This window comes from Rhizobium sp. ARZ01 (genome assembly GCF_014851675.1).
In the GTDB taxonomy this organism is placed as follows: Bacteria; Pseudomonadota; Alphaproteobacteria; order Rhizobiales; family Rhizobiaceae; genus Mycoplana.
In genome coordinates, this window is record NZ_JACVAE010000004.1 from 31,220 (window position 1) to 48,000 (window position 16,781).

At 62.7% G+C, this 16,781-nt stretch carries 14 protein-coding genes and 2 pseudogenes; 7 read left to right on the forward strand and 9 right to left on the reverse strand.

The window, feature by feature from the left end:
- Positions 1-17 precede the first annotated feature (17 nt).
- Positions 18-212 (forward strand): annotated as a pseudogene (locus tag IB238_RS20425) (ParB N-terminal domain-containing protein); the annotation flags it as partial.
- 204 nt (positions 213-416) lie between these two features.
- Positions 417-1,109: a GntR family transcriptional regulator gene (locus tag IB238_RS20430; protein ID WP_192251431.1), complete on the forward strand. Its 693-nt coding sequence runs from the start codon at positions 417-419 to the stop codon at positions 1,107-1,109.
- A gap of 75 nt (positions 1,110-1,184) precedes the next feature.
- Here IB238_RS20430 and IB238_RS20435 read toward each other — a convergent pair whose 3' ends face one another.
- On the reverse strand, positions 1,185-2,453 hold the full coding sequence (locus tag IB238_RS20435) for an alpha/beta fold hydrolase (RefSeq protein WP_192252418.1): 1,269 nt from the start codon (positions 2,451-2,453) through the stop codon (positions 1,185-1,187).
- A gap of 211 nt (positions 2,454-2,664) precedes the next feature.
- Between IB238_RS20435 and IB238_RS20440 the strand changes: the two genes are divergently transcribed.
- Entirely contained in the window at positions 2,665-3,807 is a 1,143-nt protein-coding gene (locus tag IB238_RS20440; RefSeq protein WP_192251434.1) for a Xaa-Pro peptidase family protein, read from the forward strand.
- A gap of 82 nt (positions 3,808-3,889) precedes the next feature.
- On the opposite strand, the pseudogene IB238_RS20445 reads toward IB238_RS20440, so the two are convergent.
- The 6 genes and pseudogenes from IB238_RS20445 to IB238_RS20470 form a co-directional block, all read right to left on the reverse strand.
- A pseudogene (locus IB238_RS20445) lies at positions 3,890-4,775 on the reverse strand (alcohol dehydrogenase catalytic domain-containing protein).
- A 99-nt stretch (positions 4,776-4,874) separates the two neighbouring features.
- A complete protein-coding gene (locus IB238_RS20450; RefSeq protein ID WP_192251437.1) occupies positions 4,875-5,783 on the reverse strand; it encodes a LysR substrate-binding domain-containing protein in 909 nt (302 codons plus the stop codon).
- Between the two features lie 81 nt (positions 5,784-5,864).
- Positions 5,865-7,445, reverse strand: coding sequence for an alkyl hydroperoxide reductase subunit F (ahpF, locus tag IB238_RS20455; protein WP_192251441.1), 1,581 nt, complete (start codon positions 7,443-7,445; stop codon positions 5,865-5,867).
- Between the two features lie 158 nt (positions 7,446-7,603).
- The gene (gene ahpC, locus IB238_RS20460) at positions 7,604-8,167 is read right to left on the reverse strand and encodes an alkyl hydroperoxide reductase subunit C (RefSeq protein ID WP_192251444.1); all 564 of its coding nucleotides are present in this window, start codon (positions 8,165-8,167) and stop codon (positions 7,604-7,606) included.
- Between the two features lie 156 nt (positions 8,168-8,323).
- Positions 8,324-9,667: an amidase gene (locus tag IB238_RS20465; RefSeq protein ID WP_192252421.1), complete on the reverse strand. Its 1,344-nt coding sequence runs from the start codon at positions 9,665-9,667 to the stop codon at positions 8,324-8,326.
- Positions 9,667-9,849, reverse strand: a complete 183-nt coding sequence (locus tag IB238_RS20470; protein WP_192251447.1) for a hypothetical protein — start codon at positions 9,847-9,849, stop codon at positions 9,667-9,669. The genes IB238_RS20465 and IB238_RS20470 overlap by 1 nt, the downstream gene beginning before the upstream one ends.
- Positions 9,850-9,999: 150 nt before the next feature.
- Between IB238_RS20470 and IB238_RS20475 the strand changes: the two genes are divergently transcribed.
- The 3 genes from IB238_RS20475 to IB238_RS20485 all read left to right on the forward strand — a co-directional run bounded on the left by IB238_RS20475 (position 10,000) and on the right by IB238_RS20485 (position 14,198).
- Positions 10,000-11,085: a substrate-binding domain-containing protein gene (locus IB238_RS20475; protein WP_192251450.1), complete on the forward strand. Its 1,086-nt coding sequence runs from the start codon at positions 10,000-10,002 to the stop codon at positions 11,083-11,085.
- Positions 11,086-11,167: 82 nt separating this feature from the next.
- On the forward strand, positions 11,168-13,426 hold the full coding sequence (locus IB238_RS20480; RefSeq protein WP_192251452.1) for an ABC transporter permease: 2,259 nt from the start codon (positions 11,168-11,170) through the stop codon (positions 13,424-13,426).
- Complete coding sequence (locus IB238_RS20485; protein WP_192251454.1) at positions 13,416-14,198, forward strand: ATP-binding cassette domain-containing protein; 783 nt, start codon at positions 13,416-13,418, stop codon at positions 14,196-14,198. Before IB238_RS20480 ends, IB238_RS20485 begins: the two co-directional genes overlap by 11 nt.
- 15 nt (positions 14,199-14,213) lie before the next feature.
- Here IB238_RS20485 and IB238_RS20490 read toward each other — a convergent pair whose 3' ends face one another.
- Positions 14,214-14,789 carry an SMC-Scp complex subunit ScpB gene (locus IB238_RS20490; protein WP_246723769.1) on the reverse strand — a complete coding sequence of 192 codons (576 nt, stop codon included), beginning with the start codon at positions 14,787-14,789 and terminating at the stop codon, positions 14,214-14,216.
- A gap of 119 nt (positions 14,790-14,908) precedes the next feature.
- Positions 14,909-16,054, reverse strand: a complete 1,146-nt coding sequence (locus IB238_RS20495) for a DUF1403 family protein (protein ID WP_348648275.1) — start codon at positions 16,052-16,054, stop codon at positions 14,909-14,911.
- On the opposite strand from IB238_RS20495, the gene IB238_RS20500 reads away from it, so the two are divergent.
- Positions 16,054-16,449, forward strand: a complete 396-nt coding sequence (locus IB238_RS20500) for a hypothetical protein (RefSeq protein WP_192251460.1) — start codon at positions 16,054-16,056, stop codon at positions 16,447-16,449. The genes IB238_RS20495 and IB238_RS20500 overlap by 1 nt on opposite strands.
- The last annotated feature ends 332 nt before the right edge of the window (positions 16,450-16,781 follow it).

A 16,781-nucleotide genomic window follows, 5' to 3' on the forward strand; every position in this document is an offset into this window, starting at 1 on the left:
CAAAACTTAGGGCGGGGGATCCGCGATTATTGGACGTCTCCTTTGTCGCTGATCGCCTGTCTGATGAAGACGAAGAGTACCGGGAATTAAGAGAAGCCATTAAGGCGTCTGGTCAGACGACACCTGTCCTTGTCCGACCCAACTCAGTGGATAGCTATCGCTACATGGTCGTCTTTGGCCATCGGCATTTGAAGGTGGCGCAAGAGCTCGGCACGGCCCCCAAACGGTGAACCGTGGAAGCCTCTCTCGTATCCTTGGCAAGATCAAAAGCCGCTCGGCGAACCAATCCCCGCAAGTTATCCCCATCGGCCCGTTCCATGGTCCGCGTGGGGGGACTTGATCTGCCTTCATGTTGAGTGCAGCAATGCAACCTAAGGCTGATCGAAAAGAATCCAAAGCCAGGGGAACGAATTCACATGGAATCAAATAAAACCCGCGGGTCCGGACCGCAGACGGTCTATGGCAAGATCCGCCAGGAAATCCTCACGATGGCGCTGAAGCCCGGCAGCGCTCTGGATGAGGTTAGCCTCTCCGATCGCTTCGGAATGTCGCGCACACCGGTTCGCGAGGCGCTGTTGCGGCTCGCGGCGGACGGGCTGGTGACGACTTTGCCGAACCGCAACACGGTGGTTGCGGCCATCGATTTTGCGGCTCTTCCGGCCTATTTCGATGCCTTGACGTTGATGTACCGTGCGACGACACGCGCCGGCGCGATGCGCAGGGATCCGGATGCCATCGCAAAAATCCGCAAGCACCAGCGCGACTTCACCAACGCCGTGGAAAAGCAGGACGCGTTCGCGATGATAGAGGCAAATCGCGACTTCCATGTCGCAATCGCCGAACTTGGCGGCAACCCCTACTACACGGCCTTCTTTGCACGCCTGCTGGATGAAGGCCGGCGTATCCTTCGCCTGTACTATTCGTCATTCGATGACCGCCTGCCGCGCCAATATGTCGACGAGCACGAAGAGATCATCACCGCGATCGAGGCCGGAGACATAGACCTGTGCGACCGGCTGGCGGCAGAGCACGCCTCCCAGATCGTCCGCCAGATACAGGACTACATCGCGCGCGACTTGCAGCGCCCGATCGATTTCGCGGCAGCATAGTCACCGGCAAAAGAAGTGCGGTCGAGATCGCAGTTAGGATCTGCGATCTCCGCCGGCTGTCTGTGTGCAGATGCCTCAGGCGAGCGGGCCGCCGCGCTCCTTCACCATCGTCATGAGGCGGGCGATGACAGCGCTCGACTGACGCACGCCGTCGTGCTCGTACTCGTTCGTGACCCAGGCCTCGAGGTTTCCAACGCGGCGGGCGGTGTCGAGCGAAAGTTCAGCATCGACATACATATCGTCGAAGTAGATGGCCGCGGCCACAGGCACTTCATTTGCGGCCAGCCGTTCAGGATCGTAGAGCCGGCCGTGGCTCTTGCGCGCGGCAAGCGCCTCGGTACCGGCGCGGAACGGGCGCAGCGAGCGGATCTCCTCGAACATCCACGGATACATCATCTCGCCGGTGAGCAGCAGCGGCCGGCGCCCATCGGCGAAGTCGGGGTGCTCGGCGCGAATGCGTTCAGCCGCCCAATCGGTGGCTCCATCGCCTTGGCCGTAGATGCTCTCATGCAGGGCGGCAAAGAGCGGATTTCCGTCATAGGAGGTGAGCGCCATGACGCAGGCGAGGAAATGATCCGACAGGCGGTCCTCTTTCGGCCCCGAGAACGCCTCGTCCATCAGCCAATGGATGTTTTCGAAACCCGGCCCCATGCCGAAATCGATACCGAGCGTCTGCAGTCGGCGAACCGTCAGTCGATCGCCATCCGGCAGGCGAACGTCGTTCTCCGCGATAAAATCAGCGATCCGGCCGATCCGCTCGCGATCGTGGGGGTAACGACGATAGTAGCGCGCGTTCTTCTCCGCCACCCGCGGATAGGTCCGCCGATAGACATCGGCCGCCGTCGCGTCGAGCCCCGCCAGCCCGCCTGTCACATAGCAGGCCGATAGCCCTTCCGGTGCCTTCGACAAATAGGTCAGTGTCAGAAAGCCGCCGTAGCTCTGGCCGAGCGTCGACCACTTCGATCCGCCAAACACGGTTTTCCGCAGATGCTCGCAGTCGGCAACAATACTGTCGCCGCGAAAATGAGAGAGATAATCGCCCGCCGCCTGACCGTTCTCGAACCCCGCCATCGTCGCGCTTTCAATGCGTGTGCTCCGACCTGTGCCGCGTTGATCGATGAGGATGACGCGGTGGGTCTTCAGTGCCTCGGCAAGCCAGGATGGGCCGCCACCTGTCGGGCGCGGCGATTTGCCCCCAGGCCCGCCCTGAAGGAAAGCAAGCATGGGCAAAGTCTCGCGCCGTCGCACCGGATCGCAGACCTCCCGGGCGAACACATCGATCGTCGCGCCATCGGTCCCCGACCAATCGAGCGGAACGGAGACGAGATGATCGCGGATAAACATTCCCGGAATGGTGTACTCTCGGACTGACACGAGCCTGATCCTTGTCTTCGATTGAAAATCCGCGACCGAAGATACGGCGCGTGAGCGGTGGAGATCAACAATAGCAGTCGCCACGCCTGTCGACAAATTGACGACAAAAGAAATATGCTGGGTCGATCAGACACTATTGTCGCCAATGATGAAGGCCGCTAACCGGAAACTGGAGCATCGCATGTCCTCTTCAAGTCAACCCGCGTTCATAACCGATGCAGAGCGGCAGATGCGGCTGAAACGACTGCGCGAGAACGCACAGGCAGCCGGTTTCGCCGGCGTGCTGCTCGGTTCGACAGATAGCCTGCGCTATTTCACGGGCCTCGAGTGGCACCAGAGCGAACGGCTGCTCGGCGCGCTCGTCACCCCTTCCACTCTCACCTACATCGTTCCTGCGTTCGAGCGCAGCCGCGTGGAAACTCTGCCGCACCTGCCGGGCGAAATTGCCACGTGGGAGGAGGAGGAAAGCCCGGCTGCACTCGTTGCCGCGTTGCTCGGACCGAAGGGGAAGCTTGCGCTGGACGACGCGCTGCCGCTCTTCAGCTACCACGCGCTCGCCGCATGGGTGGGAACCGAGCGGCTTGCCGACGGCGGCCGGCTGCTCCGCGACTTGCGCCTGCGCAAGTCACCGGCGGAGATCGCGATTATCGAATATGCCATGGGGCTGACGCTGGAGGTGCAGCGGCGCGCCCATGCCATCATGAAGCCCGGCATCCGCGCGTCGGAGGTCGTACGCTTCATCGACGAGCAGCACAGGGCACTTGGCGCAACAGGCGGATCGACCTTCTGCATCGTCTCCTTCGGCGCCGCCACAGCTCTTCCGCATGGCGCCGACGGCGACCAGACGCTTGCCGCCGGCGATGTCATCCTAGTCGATACGGGAGCGAGGATCGACGGCTATCACTCCGACCTGACCAGGACCTATGTGCTGGACGAGCCGGATGCCGAGTTCGCCCGCGCCTGGGCGATCGAGCGCGAGGCACAGCAGGCGGTCTTTGACGCGGCGAAGATCGGTGCGCCGTGCCACAGCCTCGATGATGCCGCGCGCGCAGTGTTTGCGCACCACGGGCTGGGACCGGATTACAGGCTGCCGGGCCTGCCGCATCGTGCCGGTCACGGGCTGGGGCTCGAAATCCACGAGGAGCCCTATATCGTTCGCGGCAACACGGTGCCACTTGCCGAAGGCATGTGCTTCTCCAACGAGCCGATGCTTGTCTTCCCCGATCGCTTCGGGATCCGGCTCGAGGACCACATCCACATGACCGCGAACGGACCTGCATGGTTCACGCAGCCGGCAAAAAGCCCCTCCGAGCCGTTTGCCTGAAGGCCCAAAGCGCACACGGCGGCACTCATCGCCGCCGTGCCCGCGCGACTGCCCCTTCTGGCACCTGCTTGACGGCCTGACGTTATGGAACGAGGACAGCCGCACCGCTGAGCCGCCCGGCCCGCAGATCGGCAAGCGCATCGTTGGCCCGCGCCAACGGATAAGTGACGATATGCGTCCTGACCGACGCCTTGCGCGCGATCTCGAAAATTTCCCGCCCGTCCTGACGTGTCAGGTTGGCAACCGACGCGACGCTCCGCTCACCCCATAGGATGGAATAGGGCATGGCCGGAATGTCGCTCATGTGAATGCCGCCGCAGACGACGCGGCCGCCCTTGCGGACAACGCGAAGAGCGGCAGGAACAAGTTCGCCGACCGGGGCGAAGATGATGGCCGCGTCCAGTTCAACGGGCGGCGAAGAATGCGAGCTGCCTGCCCATACCGCGCCAAGGCCGACCGCAAAAGCCTGCGCCGATGCGTTGGGCCTCGCCGGCCTTTTTCAGCGCACGCCAGCCAATCAATCCCGCGCAGAGGAGCGGCGCGAGCGAAGCTGCAGCCTCATTCCGATCGAGCGCGAAGGCGAAATTCGCATCGGCTACCGTGTGCGTCGCAAAGCCGCCGTCGCAGGTATAGCCCGTGAACAGCGGGCGGTCGCAGAGGTTCTCCTCGTCCCTGCGGCAATAGGGGCACTGGCCGCAGGTGTGGCCGAGCCATGGAACGCCGACGCGGCGTCCGATCATGTCACTGGAAACACCCGCTCCGACCGCTTCGACGATGCCCACGATCTCGTGGCCCGGCACGAGCGGAAGTTTCGGTTCGGGGAGGTCACCATCGACGACATGCAGGTCAGTGCGGCAAACAGCGCAGGCCTCCACCCGGATCGCAAGCTGGCCGGTAAGCGGCGACGGATCGGGGCGGTCGACCAACGAAAGCGGGCCGCCGATCTTTTCCAGCACCATTGCCTTCATGGGCTTCGCTCCAGACGAGAGCCAACCTAGGCGTTCAGTCTATTCCAGTCCTGAAATTGCGAAAGCCTGAGGAGGGCACATTGAGGTTTTTCAGAACGATCAGTCCTGGTTGATCTCGGACAGAAGCTCATGCGCGACATCGCGCAGAAGGACGGCGGTCTCCTTGAGGAAGCCGCCCATCGCCGTGCTCTTGCGCCAGCAAAGTGCGATCCGCCGCGTCGGCGTTGCGCCCTTGAAACGCAGCAAGCGGATCTGGGCCGGCGACGGCTGGCGCGCGGCAAGCTCCGGCAGAAGCGTGATGCCGACGTCCGCGCCAACCATCTGGCGCAGCGTTTCGAGGCTCGTCGCACGGAACGAGCTGCGCTCACGTGCGCCCGCCAACCGGCAGACATCCAGTGCCTGCTCGCGCAGACAATGCCCCTCCTCAAGGAGCATCAGGTCATGTCCGTCAAGTTCGCCGAGGCTGAGCTCGTCGCGCTTTGCCAACTTATGCGTGGCGGGCACGGCGAGCAGGAACCGCTCCTCGAACAGAAATTCCGTCTGCAGGCGGTCGTCATCGACAGGCAATGCCAGCACCGCCGCGTCGAGCTTGCCCTCACGCAAGCGCGAGATCAGGCTCTCGCTCTTTTCCTCGACGAGCAGAGTCTCGAGCTCGGGAAAGCGTTCGCGGATGCGCCTCACAACATGTGGCAGAAGATACGGTCCGAGTGTGGGAAAGATGCCGAGCTTCAAAGACCCAGTCTCCGGGTCGCGGCATCGAAGCGCCGCACGCCTCATTTCGCCGACCTCCTCCAGGATCCGGCGTGCGCGCGCCACCGCATCCTGGCCGAACGGGGTCAGCATCATCGATCGGGCCGTCCGCTCGATCAGCGGCGCGCCCAACTCGTCCTCGAATTTCCTGATCTGTGTCGACAGCGTCGGTTGGCTGACATGGCAGGCCTCTGCGGCACGGCCGAAGTGCCGGTGTTCCGCCAGGGCGATCAGATATTCCAGTTCGCGCAGGGTCATGAGCAATCAATGCGCCCCGAATCGATTTCTCGATCCGGGAGGCGGAATCCTTTTTAGCTACGCCATGCAGGCGAGACGGCCTCAGGCGGCCTTCGCGTTGTCCGTGTCCGGCGCAGACGTGCGCATCAGATGGTCGAAGGCGGCAAGGGAAGCCTTGGCCCCCTCGCCTACTGCAATCACGATCTGCTTGTAGGGCACCGTCGTGCAATCGCCAGCGGCAAAGACGCCGGGCACGGAGGTCTGGCCATGATGGTCGACGACGATCTCGCCGCGCGTAGACAGCTCGACCGTGCCCTTCAGCCATTCGGTGTTCGGCAGCAGCCCGATCTGGACGAAGATGCCCTCCAGCGACAGCGTGTGGCGCTGGCCCGCAATGCGATTTTCGTAAGTGAGCCCGGTGACCTTCTGCCCGTCGCCGATCACTTCCGTCGTCTTGGCATTCAGCAGGATATCAACGTTCGGCAGGCTGCGCAGCTTACGCTGAAGGACGTCGTCGGCGCGAAGCTTGCCGTCGAACTCGATCAGCGTTACGTGGGCGACGATGTTGGCGAGGTCGATCGCCGCTTCCACACCCGAATTGCCGCCGCCGATTACGGCCACGCGCTTGCCCTTGAACAGCGGGCCGTCGCAATGGGGGCAATAGGCAACGCCCTTGTTGCGGTACTGGTCCTCGCCCGGAACGCCCATCTGCCGCCAGCGCGCGCCAGTGGAAAGGATCACGGTCTTCGAGCGCAGCGTCGCTCCGTTGGCCAATTCGACTTTGATCATGTCTCTGCCGGGCACGAGCTTTTCGGCCCGCTGCAGGTTCATGATGTCGACGTCATAGTTCTTCACATGCGCTTCCAGCGACGCGGCAAGCTGCGGACCTTCGGTGTGGGGGACGGAGATGAAGTTCTCGATTGCCATGGTATCGAGCACCTGACCGCCGAAACGCTCGGCGGCGATGCCGGTGCGGATGCCCTTGCGCGCCGCATAAATTGCAGCCGCAGCCCCTGCCGGCCCACCGCCGATAATCAGCACCTCAAAGGGTTCACGCTCATTGAGCTTCGATGCGGCGCGGGCTGCCGAGTTCGTGTCCAGCTTGGCGACGATCTCCTCGACCTCCATGCGCCCCTGCGCGAAAACCTCGCCGTTGAGGTAGACGGTCGGGACCGACATGACCTGCCGGCTCTCCACCTCCGCCGGAAACACGCCGCCGTCGATCGCCACGTGCTTGACGCGCGGGTTGAGGACCGCCATCAGGTTCAGCGCCTGCACCACGTCCGGGCAGTTCTGGCAGGACAGCGAGAAATAGGTTTCGAAGGTCAGGTCGCCGTCGAGCTCGCGGATCTGGTCGATGATTGCCTGCTCGACACGCGGCGGATGGCCGCCGACCTGAAGGAGTGCCAGCACGAGCGAGGTGAACTCGTGGCCGAGCGGAATTCCGGCAAAACGCAGGCTGATGTCGTGACCGGGGCTATTTAGCGCAAACGACGGCGCGCGCTGACCGTCGTCGCGGCGCTCGATCACGGAAATCTTGTCGCTGAGCACGACCAGTTCGTTCAGCAGCGCCATCATCTCATGCGACTTCGCGCTGTCATCGGTAGAGGCCGTGATCTCTACCGGGCGAACGAGCTTTTCGAGATAGGCCTTGAGCTGGGATTTCAGATTGTCGTCGAGCATCGGGCACTCCGTATAGGAGCAACTCCCGCAAAACTAAGCAGCGGCTTTGCGTTTGGAATTGCGTACAAACAAGCAGTTAGACATCGCGGCCGCGGTCTTGGGAGGACGCGCGGCAGGGTTACCGCCCCGCATCGCGCGGGGCGGCGTATCGTCAAACGTCAGATCTTGCCGACGAGTTGCAGCGAGGGGGCGAGCGTCTTGGCGCCTTCTTCCCATTTGGCCGGGCAGACTTCACCGGGATGCGCCCGGACGTACTGGGCGGCCTTGACCTTGCGCAGCAGATCGGCGGCGTTGCGGCCGATGCCCTCGGCGGTGACTTCCATCGCCTGGATGATGCCATCAGGGTCGACGATGAAGGTGCCACGGTCGGCGAGGCCTTCGCCTTCGCGCATCACTTCAAAGTTGCGAGTGATCGCACCGGTCGGGTCGCCGATCATGGCATACTCGATCTTGCCAATCGTCTCGGACGCGTCATGCCAGCCCTTGTGGCTGAAGTGCGTGTCGGTCGAAACCGAGAACACCTCGACGCCGAGGCGCTGCAGTTCGGCGTAATGATCGGCCAGGTCACCGAGTTCGGTCGGGCAGACGAAGGTGAAGTCGGCCGGATAGAAGAAGAAGATCGCCCACTTGCCCTGGATGTCGGCTTCGCTCACTTCGATGAACTTGCCCTGCTTGAAGGCCTGCGCCTTGAACGGCTTGATGGGGGTATTGAGGACGGACATGGGTACTCCTGTAGAATTTGCTGCAAAGCGAAGGTCGCTTCGCGGCGCAACATAGACAGGTGCAATCCATAAATGAAATAGATAAAAACTGAAAGTTCGATAGGTGCGAACTATCGCCGCGGCTGTGGCAAAACAGGCCCCGGGGGCTGACGGGCCCTACTGTAGGAACCGCTCCACCGCACGCGCGATTTCCAGGACTTCGCCATCCGCGCCAGCCAATCCCGCAACCATCAGTCCGACCGGCGCATCACCAGGTTTGCCGATCGGAAGGGAAATCGCGCAACCGTCGATCATGTTGATGAACGAAGCATTTCGCAGCACGTAGAGGTTGGCGCGGGTGAAGGCCTCATCGTCGGCGAGATCGGCAATGCGCGGCGGCAAAATGCCGACAGTCGGCATCAGCACTGCGTCGAACCGGGCGAACCGCGCCTCGATGTCGGCGATGAGACGGCTGCGCGCGGCCCCGAGTTCGATGTAGTCCGCAGCTGACTGCGAGGCGCCGGCGCGGATGCGCGTGGCGACGCGGGGATCATAGTCTTCTCCCCTCCGGCCGATAAGGTCCTTGTGCCAGGCATAGCTTTCCGCCGCGCTGAACCCGCCCTTCGCGTTCATCTTCGGAATATCGAGAAACTCCGGAACCTCGATCTCCTCGACCAGAGCGCCGGATTGCGAAAGGCGCGAGAGAGACGAGCGGAACAAGTCCGCGACCTCAGCGTCCATTCCATCCAGCACAAGCGTCGTCGGTACGGCAAGGCGAAGTCCGGCCACCGGACGATCGCGCAGCGATGTCCCTTGCTCGCCGGCCAGAATGGCGTCCATGATCGCGCAACATTCGACTGACCGGGCAATCGGACCAATGGAATCGAGGGTGGATGACAACGGGACGGCTCCTGTGCGCGGGACCCGGCGCGCGGTCGGCTTGTAGCCAACGAGCCTGTTGAACGCTGCCGGTATGCGGCAGGAACCACCTGTGTCAGTGCCGAGTGCCGCGTGCGCCATTCCCTCGGCGACGGAAATTGCAGCTCCGGAAGACGATCCTCCCGGCACCCGGGCGTTGTCACGATCCCATATGCTGCGCGGCGTTCCGTAGTGTGGGTTAATCCCGAGCCCGGAATAGGCGAACTCGGTCATGTTGGTGCGCCCGATCACGATGAAGCCGGCCCGGCGCAAGCGTGCAACTGCAACCGCATCCGCTGTGGCGGGCGCGCTGTCGGCAAGTGCCAGCGAACCCGCCTTTGTCACATCGCCCACGATGTCGAACAGATCCTTCACCGAAATCGGGATTCCGGCCCATTGGGACGGCGCGGCCCCTCCCCGGCGCAGAAGGTCCATAGCATCGGCCGCCTGTAGCGCGGTCTCGCGTGACACCTTGATAAAGGTCGCTTTACCTTCGGACGAGGACTCGATGCGGGCGAGACACGCTTCGACAAGCGCACGGCTCGTCGTGCACCCCAGAGCGAGGTCATTTGCGAGTTGTGTCAGCGTCGGGGCGGATACGATCATTTTGTTTGCACTCCACGGCCGGACCACAGGACGTGCTTGCCGTTTGCGGTACCTTCTTCAAGGGGGAATGTCATGTCGATGCGGCGGGGGCAAGCACCGAGGCGATATCGCAACGCAATCTGGCGTCTTTGATCGCGGTTTCCGGCCAGCACCACCCGGCCGCTGTAGATAACAACCATGCGGCGTCATCGACAAATTCGCCCGTACGGCGCGTTAACCATTTACTTACGATAGAAATGCGCGGAAAATTACCGGCGCGGGAGGAAGCATTCGGCCCTCTCAAACAAGCGCCCGAACGGCTTTCGCCCCTTTTCAAGGGAGGACTAGTCATGAGGCGTATCTTGTTGCGCGCGGCAGCATCCGTCGCGGCGCTCTCGCTTGGCGTGTCGTATGCATCCGCGCAGTCCGGAAGTGTCGAGAAGGCGGTCGGCGGCTACAATTTCGAAGAGGCCGCAAAGGAAGCCCCCGGCACGAAGGATTTTCATTCGGCCGACGGCCACCTCACCTTCGCCATCGTCACGCACACGGCTGGCAACGGCTTCTTCGATCCGGTCTACGTCGGCGCTTTGGCGGCGGCCAATATGATTGGGGCGAAGGTCCTGTTGCTTGGCTCGGAATCACCGGTGGACGATCCAGCCCGAGAGATCGAAATCCTGAACCAGATCGTTCAGGATCCGACCATTGACGGCATCATCATGACGACGCCGCAGGTGGGCGCTTACAACGACATCGTCAAGGCCGCCGAGGCAAAGGGCATCCCTGTCGCAACGACGAACTCCTTTGACGGCACGATTCTGAATCGCAGCAGCATCAGTCACACCGGGCAGGATGCATCCGCGGCTGCGATCGGCGGCGAGGCGCTCGCCAAGTGCGTGCTCGCCAGCGGCGCTGAAAAAGGTTCGATTGTGCTGCCTTCCTCCACCGCGATGGGCAACATCGAGGTGAACAATCGGGTAACTTCTGCGTTCAACGCCATCGTCAAGACGCTGAAGGACGCTGGCAAGCTTGAGAACTTCAAGGTCGACGCCGGACCGGAGAATGTCGGCATCGACACGAACCCGAACGATCCGGTGAACGCACTTGTATCGTTGTTTGAGTCCCGCGGGGATGTTGTCGGCGTGTTCACCGCCAACAACGTCTTCACCCCGCCGCTCGTCAAGGCGGTCGCGCAGACCGGCAAGATGGACAAGATCTGCGCCTTTGGCTTCGATCTGGGGCCGGCACAGCAGGAGGGCATCGCCGCCGGGAACCTGACTGGCTCGCTGGGGCAACAGCCGTTCCTGCAGGGCTTCTGGCCGGTCATGCAGCTCTATCTGCAGATCGACCGCGGTATTTCCGCCGCCAATCTCGACACGCGTGCGCAGCTGGTGACGAAGGACTCCGTCGCCAAGGTCGGCAAGCGCTTCGAAAACTGACTTCGCGTGAACCACCCGAGAAGTGGGCGGTCGGGTAGCAGCCCCACCGCCCACGGCCGGTGGGGACAGCCGGATAAAATCCATGGCGCCAGCTACGACGACATCGCTCGGCCGCGCGCCTCCACAGCTCGCCGGCGGCTGGGAGGCCGGACTACTGTTGTTCCTTGTCCTGCTCTATTTTGCCGGAGCGTTCCTCAATCCGGCCTTCTTCGCATCGACCGAAGCACTCCACGCCCTACTGCGCGACACATCCCGTGTCGGAATCATCGCTGTCGGGATGACCTTCGTCATCGTCAACAAGGACCTCGATCTGTCGGTAGGATCCACTTACGGCCTTGTCGCCGTCATGTTCGCCCGCCTCTTCGCGCCGAGTTTCCTCGATCTCGGTATCGTCACCTCGATCATCCTCTGCGTGCTGCTCGGGACAGCAATCGGTCTATTCAACGGTATACTCGTAACTGTTCTGAGAGCACCGGCATTCATCGCGACGCTGACGGTTCTTTTCATCGGCCGCGGCTTCGTGCTGGCGCTGACCCATGGCCAGGCGATCTACTATTCCGACAAGGCGAGTGCCTATCCGCACTTCTTTCATCTCGGAGAAACGAATTTTCTCGGCTTCAACAATCAGATCTTGATCTTTGCAATCGTCGCCGCAGTCGGAGCCTTTGTGCTTGCCAAGACACGTTGGGGCTATGAGACCTTCGCCACCGGCGGCAACGAGCAGGCGGCAGTCTATGCCGGTATCCCCACGCGCTGGGTGCGCATTCGGGCCTACCTGATCTCGTCTCTCTGCGCCACACTTGCCGCACTCCTGTCGGCAGCACAGGATAAGGGCGTGACCCCGCTTTACGGCGTCAGCTGGGAACTCACGGTGATCGCATCGGTCGTCATCGGTGGCGCATCGATCCTCGGCGGTCGCGGCCGCGTTCTTGGCTCGTGCCTCGGAGCTGCGGTCGTCGTGCTGATCGACAAGGTGCTTCGGGAAGGTTGGCCCATTACTCGCACTGTCGTCATCGACGGCGAGAGCATTGCGGTCAACGCCCGGTTCACCCTGCCGGCTGGTGCTGTGCTGGTTTTTCTTGGCCTCCTGCTTGTCGCTGCGGTGCTGATCGAGCCCTACCTCATCCGCCGCCAGGTCGCGGCGCGCTTCTGGGCGTGGCTGCGCGGCGGCCCGCCCCCTCCCGCCTATGAGACGGGCGGCGTCGCCCTCGAAGGCGTCCAGACCAAGGGAGCGACGGCAAGCGATACGGCGCTCGCGGCAACTGGATTCGGCAAGTTCCTTGCCCGCCGCGACGCACTCGCCATCATCCTGACCGCCCTGTTGTGGCTGACGGGGCTCGCACTCCGGCCCGATTACTGGTGGAACCTGTCGAACACCTTCGCAATTCTCCTCAACTACACCGAACTTGCACTGATTGCGGTTGGGCTGACCTATGTGATCGCGGCCGGCGATATCGATCTCTCCGTCGGCGCCGTGTTGGCGCTTGCCGGCAGCACGGCGGCCTACTTCCTCAAGGTGCTCGGCGCCGATCCGATGACATCAGTGGCGATGGGCATGCTTGCCGGTATGGTCGCTGGCCTCGTCAACGCCACGGTCACGGTTGGTTTCAAGCTGCCGGCCTTCATCGCCACGCTCGGCATGTTCTACATCGCCCGCGGCCTTGCCGCCTGGTTCGTCGCGGGCCAGCAATTGACTGGCTGGCCCGAGAGCTACAATCTGCTCGGCCGCAAGATGAATGACGTTCTCCTGCATTTCGGCGTTTCGCCGCCGCCCGGCCTCATTCGCTCAATCGCGGAAGTCGTCAGCGTGCAAACGATCTGGATGTTCCTCGTCGCCCTGCTTGCCGGCGTCGTGCTCGCCTACATGCCCTTTGGGCTGAAGGTCCTGTCCACCGGTGGCAACCTCCGCGCCGCGGCCTACGCCGGCATCAACACGAACCGCGTACGCTTCCTCGCGCTTCTGCTGTCAGCGCTCTGCGCGTCCATGGCCGGGATCATCAACATCGCCTACTTTCGCAGTTTCAACCCTGTCGCCGGTCAGTTCCGGGAGCTCGACGCCATCGCCGCCGTGATCATTGGCGGTGGATCGATCTTCGGCGGCTACGGCACGATCATCGGCTCGCTTGCAGGCGCTGCTGCAATCACGCTGGTACGGGCGCTGCTGCAATTGAACGTTCAGGGCTTCACCATGCCGCAGCACTGGATCAACGTCTTCATTGGCGTCATTCTAATCGTGGCCGTGCTCGTCGACATCTGGGTGCGCCAGGCGAACATATTCGGGCGCATACGGTCTCTATTGGCGCGACGGAGGCAAGTAGCGGAGGGCACGCATGCCGGTTGATACGCAAAGCGCTCCCATCGTGGAAATGCGCGGCATCGAAAAGGCCTTCGGAGCGGTGCAGGCGCTGCGCTCTGTCGATCTCGTGCTGTATCCCGGCGAAATCCTCGGCCTCGTCGGGGACAATTCAGCCGGCAAATCGACGCTGATGAAGATCCTCACCGGCGCCTACCAGCGTGATGCCGGCGAGATCTTCGTCGCCGGCCGGCCGGTGCACTTCAAGAGCCCGCACGAAAGCCGCGATGCCGGCATCGAGATGATCTACCAGGACTTTGCCTTGTGCGGGAACATGGATGTCGGGCAGAACATCTTTTTGGGCAGATGGCCGCTGCGAGGACTCTTCGTCAACCGCCGGCAGATGTATGCCGAGGCCGACAAAGTGCTCAAACGGCTGAAGGTCGACGTCAACTCGGTCTATCAAAAGGTCGAAAGCCTGTCGGGCGGCCGCCAGCAATCCGTCGCGATCGCCCGCGCGATCTCTTTCGAGCCGCGGGTCGTCATTCTTGATGAGCCGACGGCCAATCTTTCCGTGATGGCGACCGAACGCCTGCTGGAAACGATGCTAGAACTGAAAAAGCAGGGCGTCGCCCAGATCATCATCTCGCACCGGCTGGTGGACATCTTTGCCGTCGGCGATCGCGTCATGGTGCTGAAACGCGGCGAGTATGTCGGCGACCGCTACATCAGGCACACCGACGAGCACGAGGTCCTGGAGATCATCGTTTCCGGTACCCGCGACCAGGCGCTGACGGCCGAACAGTCAAAGAAGACCTGACCCACGCAAATACAGCTATTCTTCTTCCTCCGCCCCTATGGCCGTCAGGTCGGTGGCAACATCAACCGGCGCATTTCGGCTCAGCAAGCCTGCATCCTCGAGCGCCTCAATATCGGGCAGGTCGCGCAGCGTCTCGAAGCCGAAGGCGGAGAGGAAGTGCTTTGTCGTCACATAGGTATAGGGTGCGCCGGGGGTGGGGCTGCGGGGGCCAGGGGCGAGAAAACCGTCGGCGCGCAGATTGGCGATCGTATCGCGTGAGATTTCCTTGCCAAAGATCTTTGACAGATCCCCCCGCGTGACTGGCTGGAAGTAACCCACTGCTACGAGAACCGCCGCCTCGTGCTCTGCAAGCGTGGATGACGCTGAGCGCGTCGGTGCATCCAAGGCGCGGATGAAGGGACCATAGGCGGACCGAGTTCTGTGCTGCCAGCCACCGGCAACGGAGACGATGTCATAGGGACGGTTGCGCAGTTCCTCACGCAGGTCGTCGATGATGAGGTCGATGCTGCAATTCTCTCCTACGACGTGCGCAAGGGTCTCGCGCCGCACCGGCTCGACTGAGGCAAAGATGACAGCCTCTACCCGCATCATCCATTCTCGCCAGCGCAGCTCCGCCGACAGGTGCTCAAGCTCGCGGTCGAGGGCCTCATCCCGCGGTCCTGCCCTCCTGTTCGACCTCGCAGTCCTGCCTTGACCTCCGTCCGCCATGGTCACAATCCGAAAATCCGGAAGGTCGACCGGCCGGACAGCTCCCGCACCGCTCCCAAGGTCTCAAGCCGCTCGAACAACCGTCGGCTCGCCCAGCGGGAGAGGTTGGCGCCGGGAGCCGCGGCCGAGACAGCATCGTCTTCGAGCAGCATGCGGATTACCCGTTCCGCTCCCTTGGTTCTCACCTTCGGCGCTGCCGCCAGGAGCCGCTCGGCCCGGCGGCCGATCTCGTTTGCGTGCCGTAAAGCATCGCCCACACCGTCTACCAGCGCCAGGCAGACTGCACGGGCAAAGCCCTCCTCGCCGGGATGCACGCGTCCCTTGCCTCCCGACACGCGGAATGCAGACCCATGGCGCGCACCCATCAGCAGCGGCACCGGCCGCTCCCACTTCAGCTTTTCCGCGACCAGCCAGTCAGCCAGCCACCACGCCAGCACCTCGGCGTCCGGCCGTTCGGCGCAGATCGCTGTTACGAGATCCGCTGCTGCGAAGGGCACCGCGCGACCGGACTGCGAGGCTTCCTCAACATAGTCGGCGGCCTGCGCCAGTGGATCATTCCATTTCAGGGCCAGCAGATCGGCGAGTTCGGCCAGAAGGTTAGCGTTGACCGTCCGTATGCGTCCGGTGAGCTTCTTATGGGCGAGAAATATCCGGCCGGCCGGGCCCGGATCGTCGCCGGGTACCACCAGCAAAACCGCGTCCCGAAGGCCCGCTTCGTCTTCGGCTCGCCCGGCCAATCGGGTGGCCGCAATGGCACATTTGAGCGCAAGGCGCATGCGCCAGCAACCGCCCCAGACGGGCTCTGATCGGACGAGACTATCTAGGGTATTCAGTGCCGATCCCGCAGCAAAGGCAGCGTCCGCCTCGCTTGCTGCAGAATTGCGCGACAGTGCCCAGCCAGGGACGACGCGGGATGAATGGCTCGAAAACGGGGCGGAAGCGGGCGAATCCATGGGCTTGAGCATAGAGCAAGCGAGCGGTTTCCACCAACCGCAAAGATCCAAACCGCACACTGTGCCTGTGGCGCGGCGACTGCTCGAGCGGGCGCGTATCCAAAAATCCATTCGCGAGGCATCTGTGTTTGATCTTGCGCAAAGTCGCCTGCGCTCCGCTATACTAGTGTCGCCGCAAGTCGAAGGATCTTGCATTGAAGCATAAGCTCAATCCATTATCGCCGTTGATACGGCTGGTCTGCGCGCTGGCGCTGGTGCTTGTGGGCTTTGCCCACAAAGTACCATCCCTCGCCGCTGCCCCTTCGCCAACCGAGCTTTCTGCCTACGTCCTGCCGGACGGGACGATTCCCGTCATCTGCTTTAGCGGGCACGACGAGGGTGGCGGGAGTAACGGCCAACTGTTTGGCACCGGCTGCGAGGCCTGCCTCATTTCGTCGGCAGCCATGCTGCCGGTTCCACTCGATTCTGATCGCAGCCCGAGCGTCATCCCGCTCGAAGCACTGACGCCGCCGAGCGCACCATCCTCGCGGCGCCACCTTTTCCCTCCGAACGCGGCACCACGAGCGCCTCCCGCCCTGCGGCTTGCCTAGGCCGGCATTTCCGCTGATCGGCCCAGGAGGCACCCGTGCAACCGCACGCGGTTTCAGGCATCTGACGCTGACCGCCCACGGGCAAGAAGCATCATGCATCGGGTCGTGATTCGGACGCGATATCTCTCTCCTATCAAGTTCGAAAACACGATCCACCTTCCGCCGACCGCGTGCGGACGCCTACCGTCATGACCGTTCCTTTTTCCGCAAGCTCAGGTCACGGCCAGTCCCTTTCCACAAGCTCAACGAGGGCGTTCGAACTTCCGCGATCCACGGGGCCTCGCGACCCGTCGCGTGACTGCTCGCGCCTCCACCCAAACCAGTCAAAGAGA

Coding starts and splice junctions, on each gene's coding strand:
- ahpF (WP_192251441.1), bottom strand. CDS start 7,445: ATGCTCGACGACAATCTGAAATCCCAGCTCAAGGCCTATCTCGAAAAG.
- IB238_RS20470 (WP_192251447.1), bottom strand. CDS start 9,849: ATGGTTGTTATCTACAGCGGCCGGGTGGTGCTGGCCGGAAACCGCGAT.
- IB238_RS20485 (WP_192251454.1), top strand. CDS start 13,416: ATGCCGGTTGATACGCAAAGCGCTCCCATCGTGGAAATGCGCGGCATC.
- IB238_RS20450 (WP_192251437.1), bottom strand. CDS start 5,783: ATGACCCTGCGCGAACTGGAATATCTGATCGCCCTGGCGGAACACCGG.
- ahpC (WP_192251444.1), bottom strand. CDS start 8,167: ATGTCCGTCCTCAATACCCCCATCAAGCCGTTCAAGGCGCAGGCCTTC.
- IB238_RS20440 (WP_192251434.1), top strand. CDS start 2,665: ATGTCCTCTTCAAGTCAACCCGCGTTCATAACCGATGCAGAGCGGCAG.
- IB238_RS20430 (WP_192251431.1), top strand. CDS start 417: ATGGAATCAAATAAAACCCGCGGGTCCGGACCGCAGACGGTCTATGGC.
- IB238_RS20475 (WP_192251450.1), top strand. CDS start 10,000: ATGAGGCGTATCTTGTTGCGCGCGGCAGCATCCGTCGCGGCGCTCTCG.
- IB238_RS20480 (WP_192251452.1), top strand. CDS start 11,168: ATGGCGCCAGCTACGACGACATCGCTCGGCCGCGCGCCTCCACAGCTC.
- IB238_RS20490 (WP_246723769.1), bottom strand. CDS start 14,789: ATGATGCGGGTAGAGGCTGTCATCTTTGCCTCAGTCGAGCCGGTGCGG.
- IB238_RS20435 (WP_192252418.1), bottom strand. CDS start 2,453: ATGTTTATCCGCGATCATCTCGTCTCCGTTCCGCTCGATTGGTCGGGG.
- IB238_RS20495 (WP_348648275.1), bottom strand. CDS start 16,054: ATGCAAGATCCTTCGACTTGCGGCGACACTAGTATAGCGGAGCGCAGG.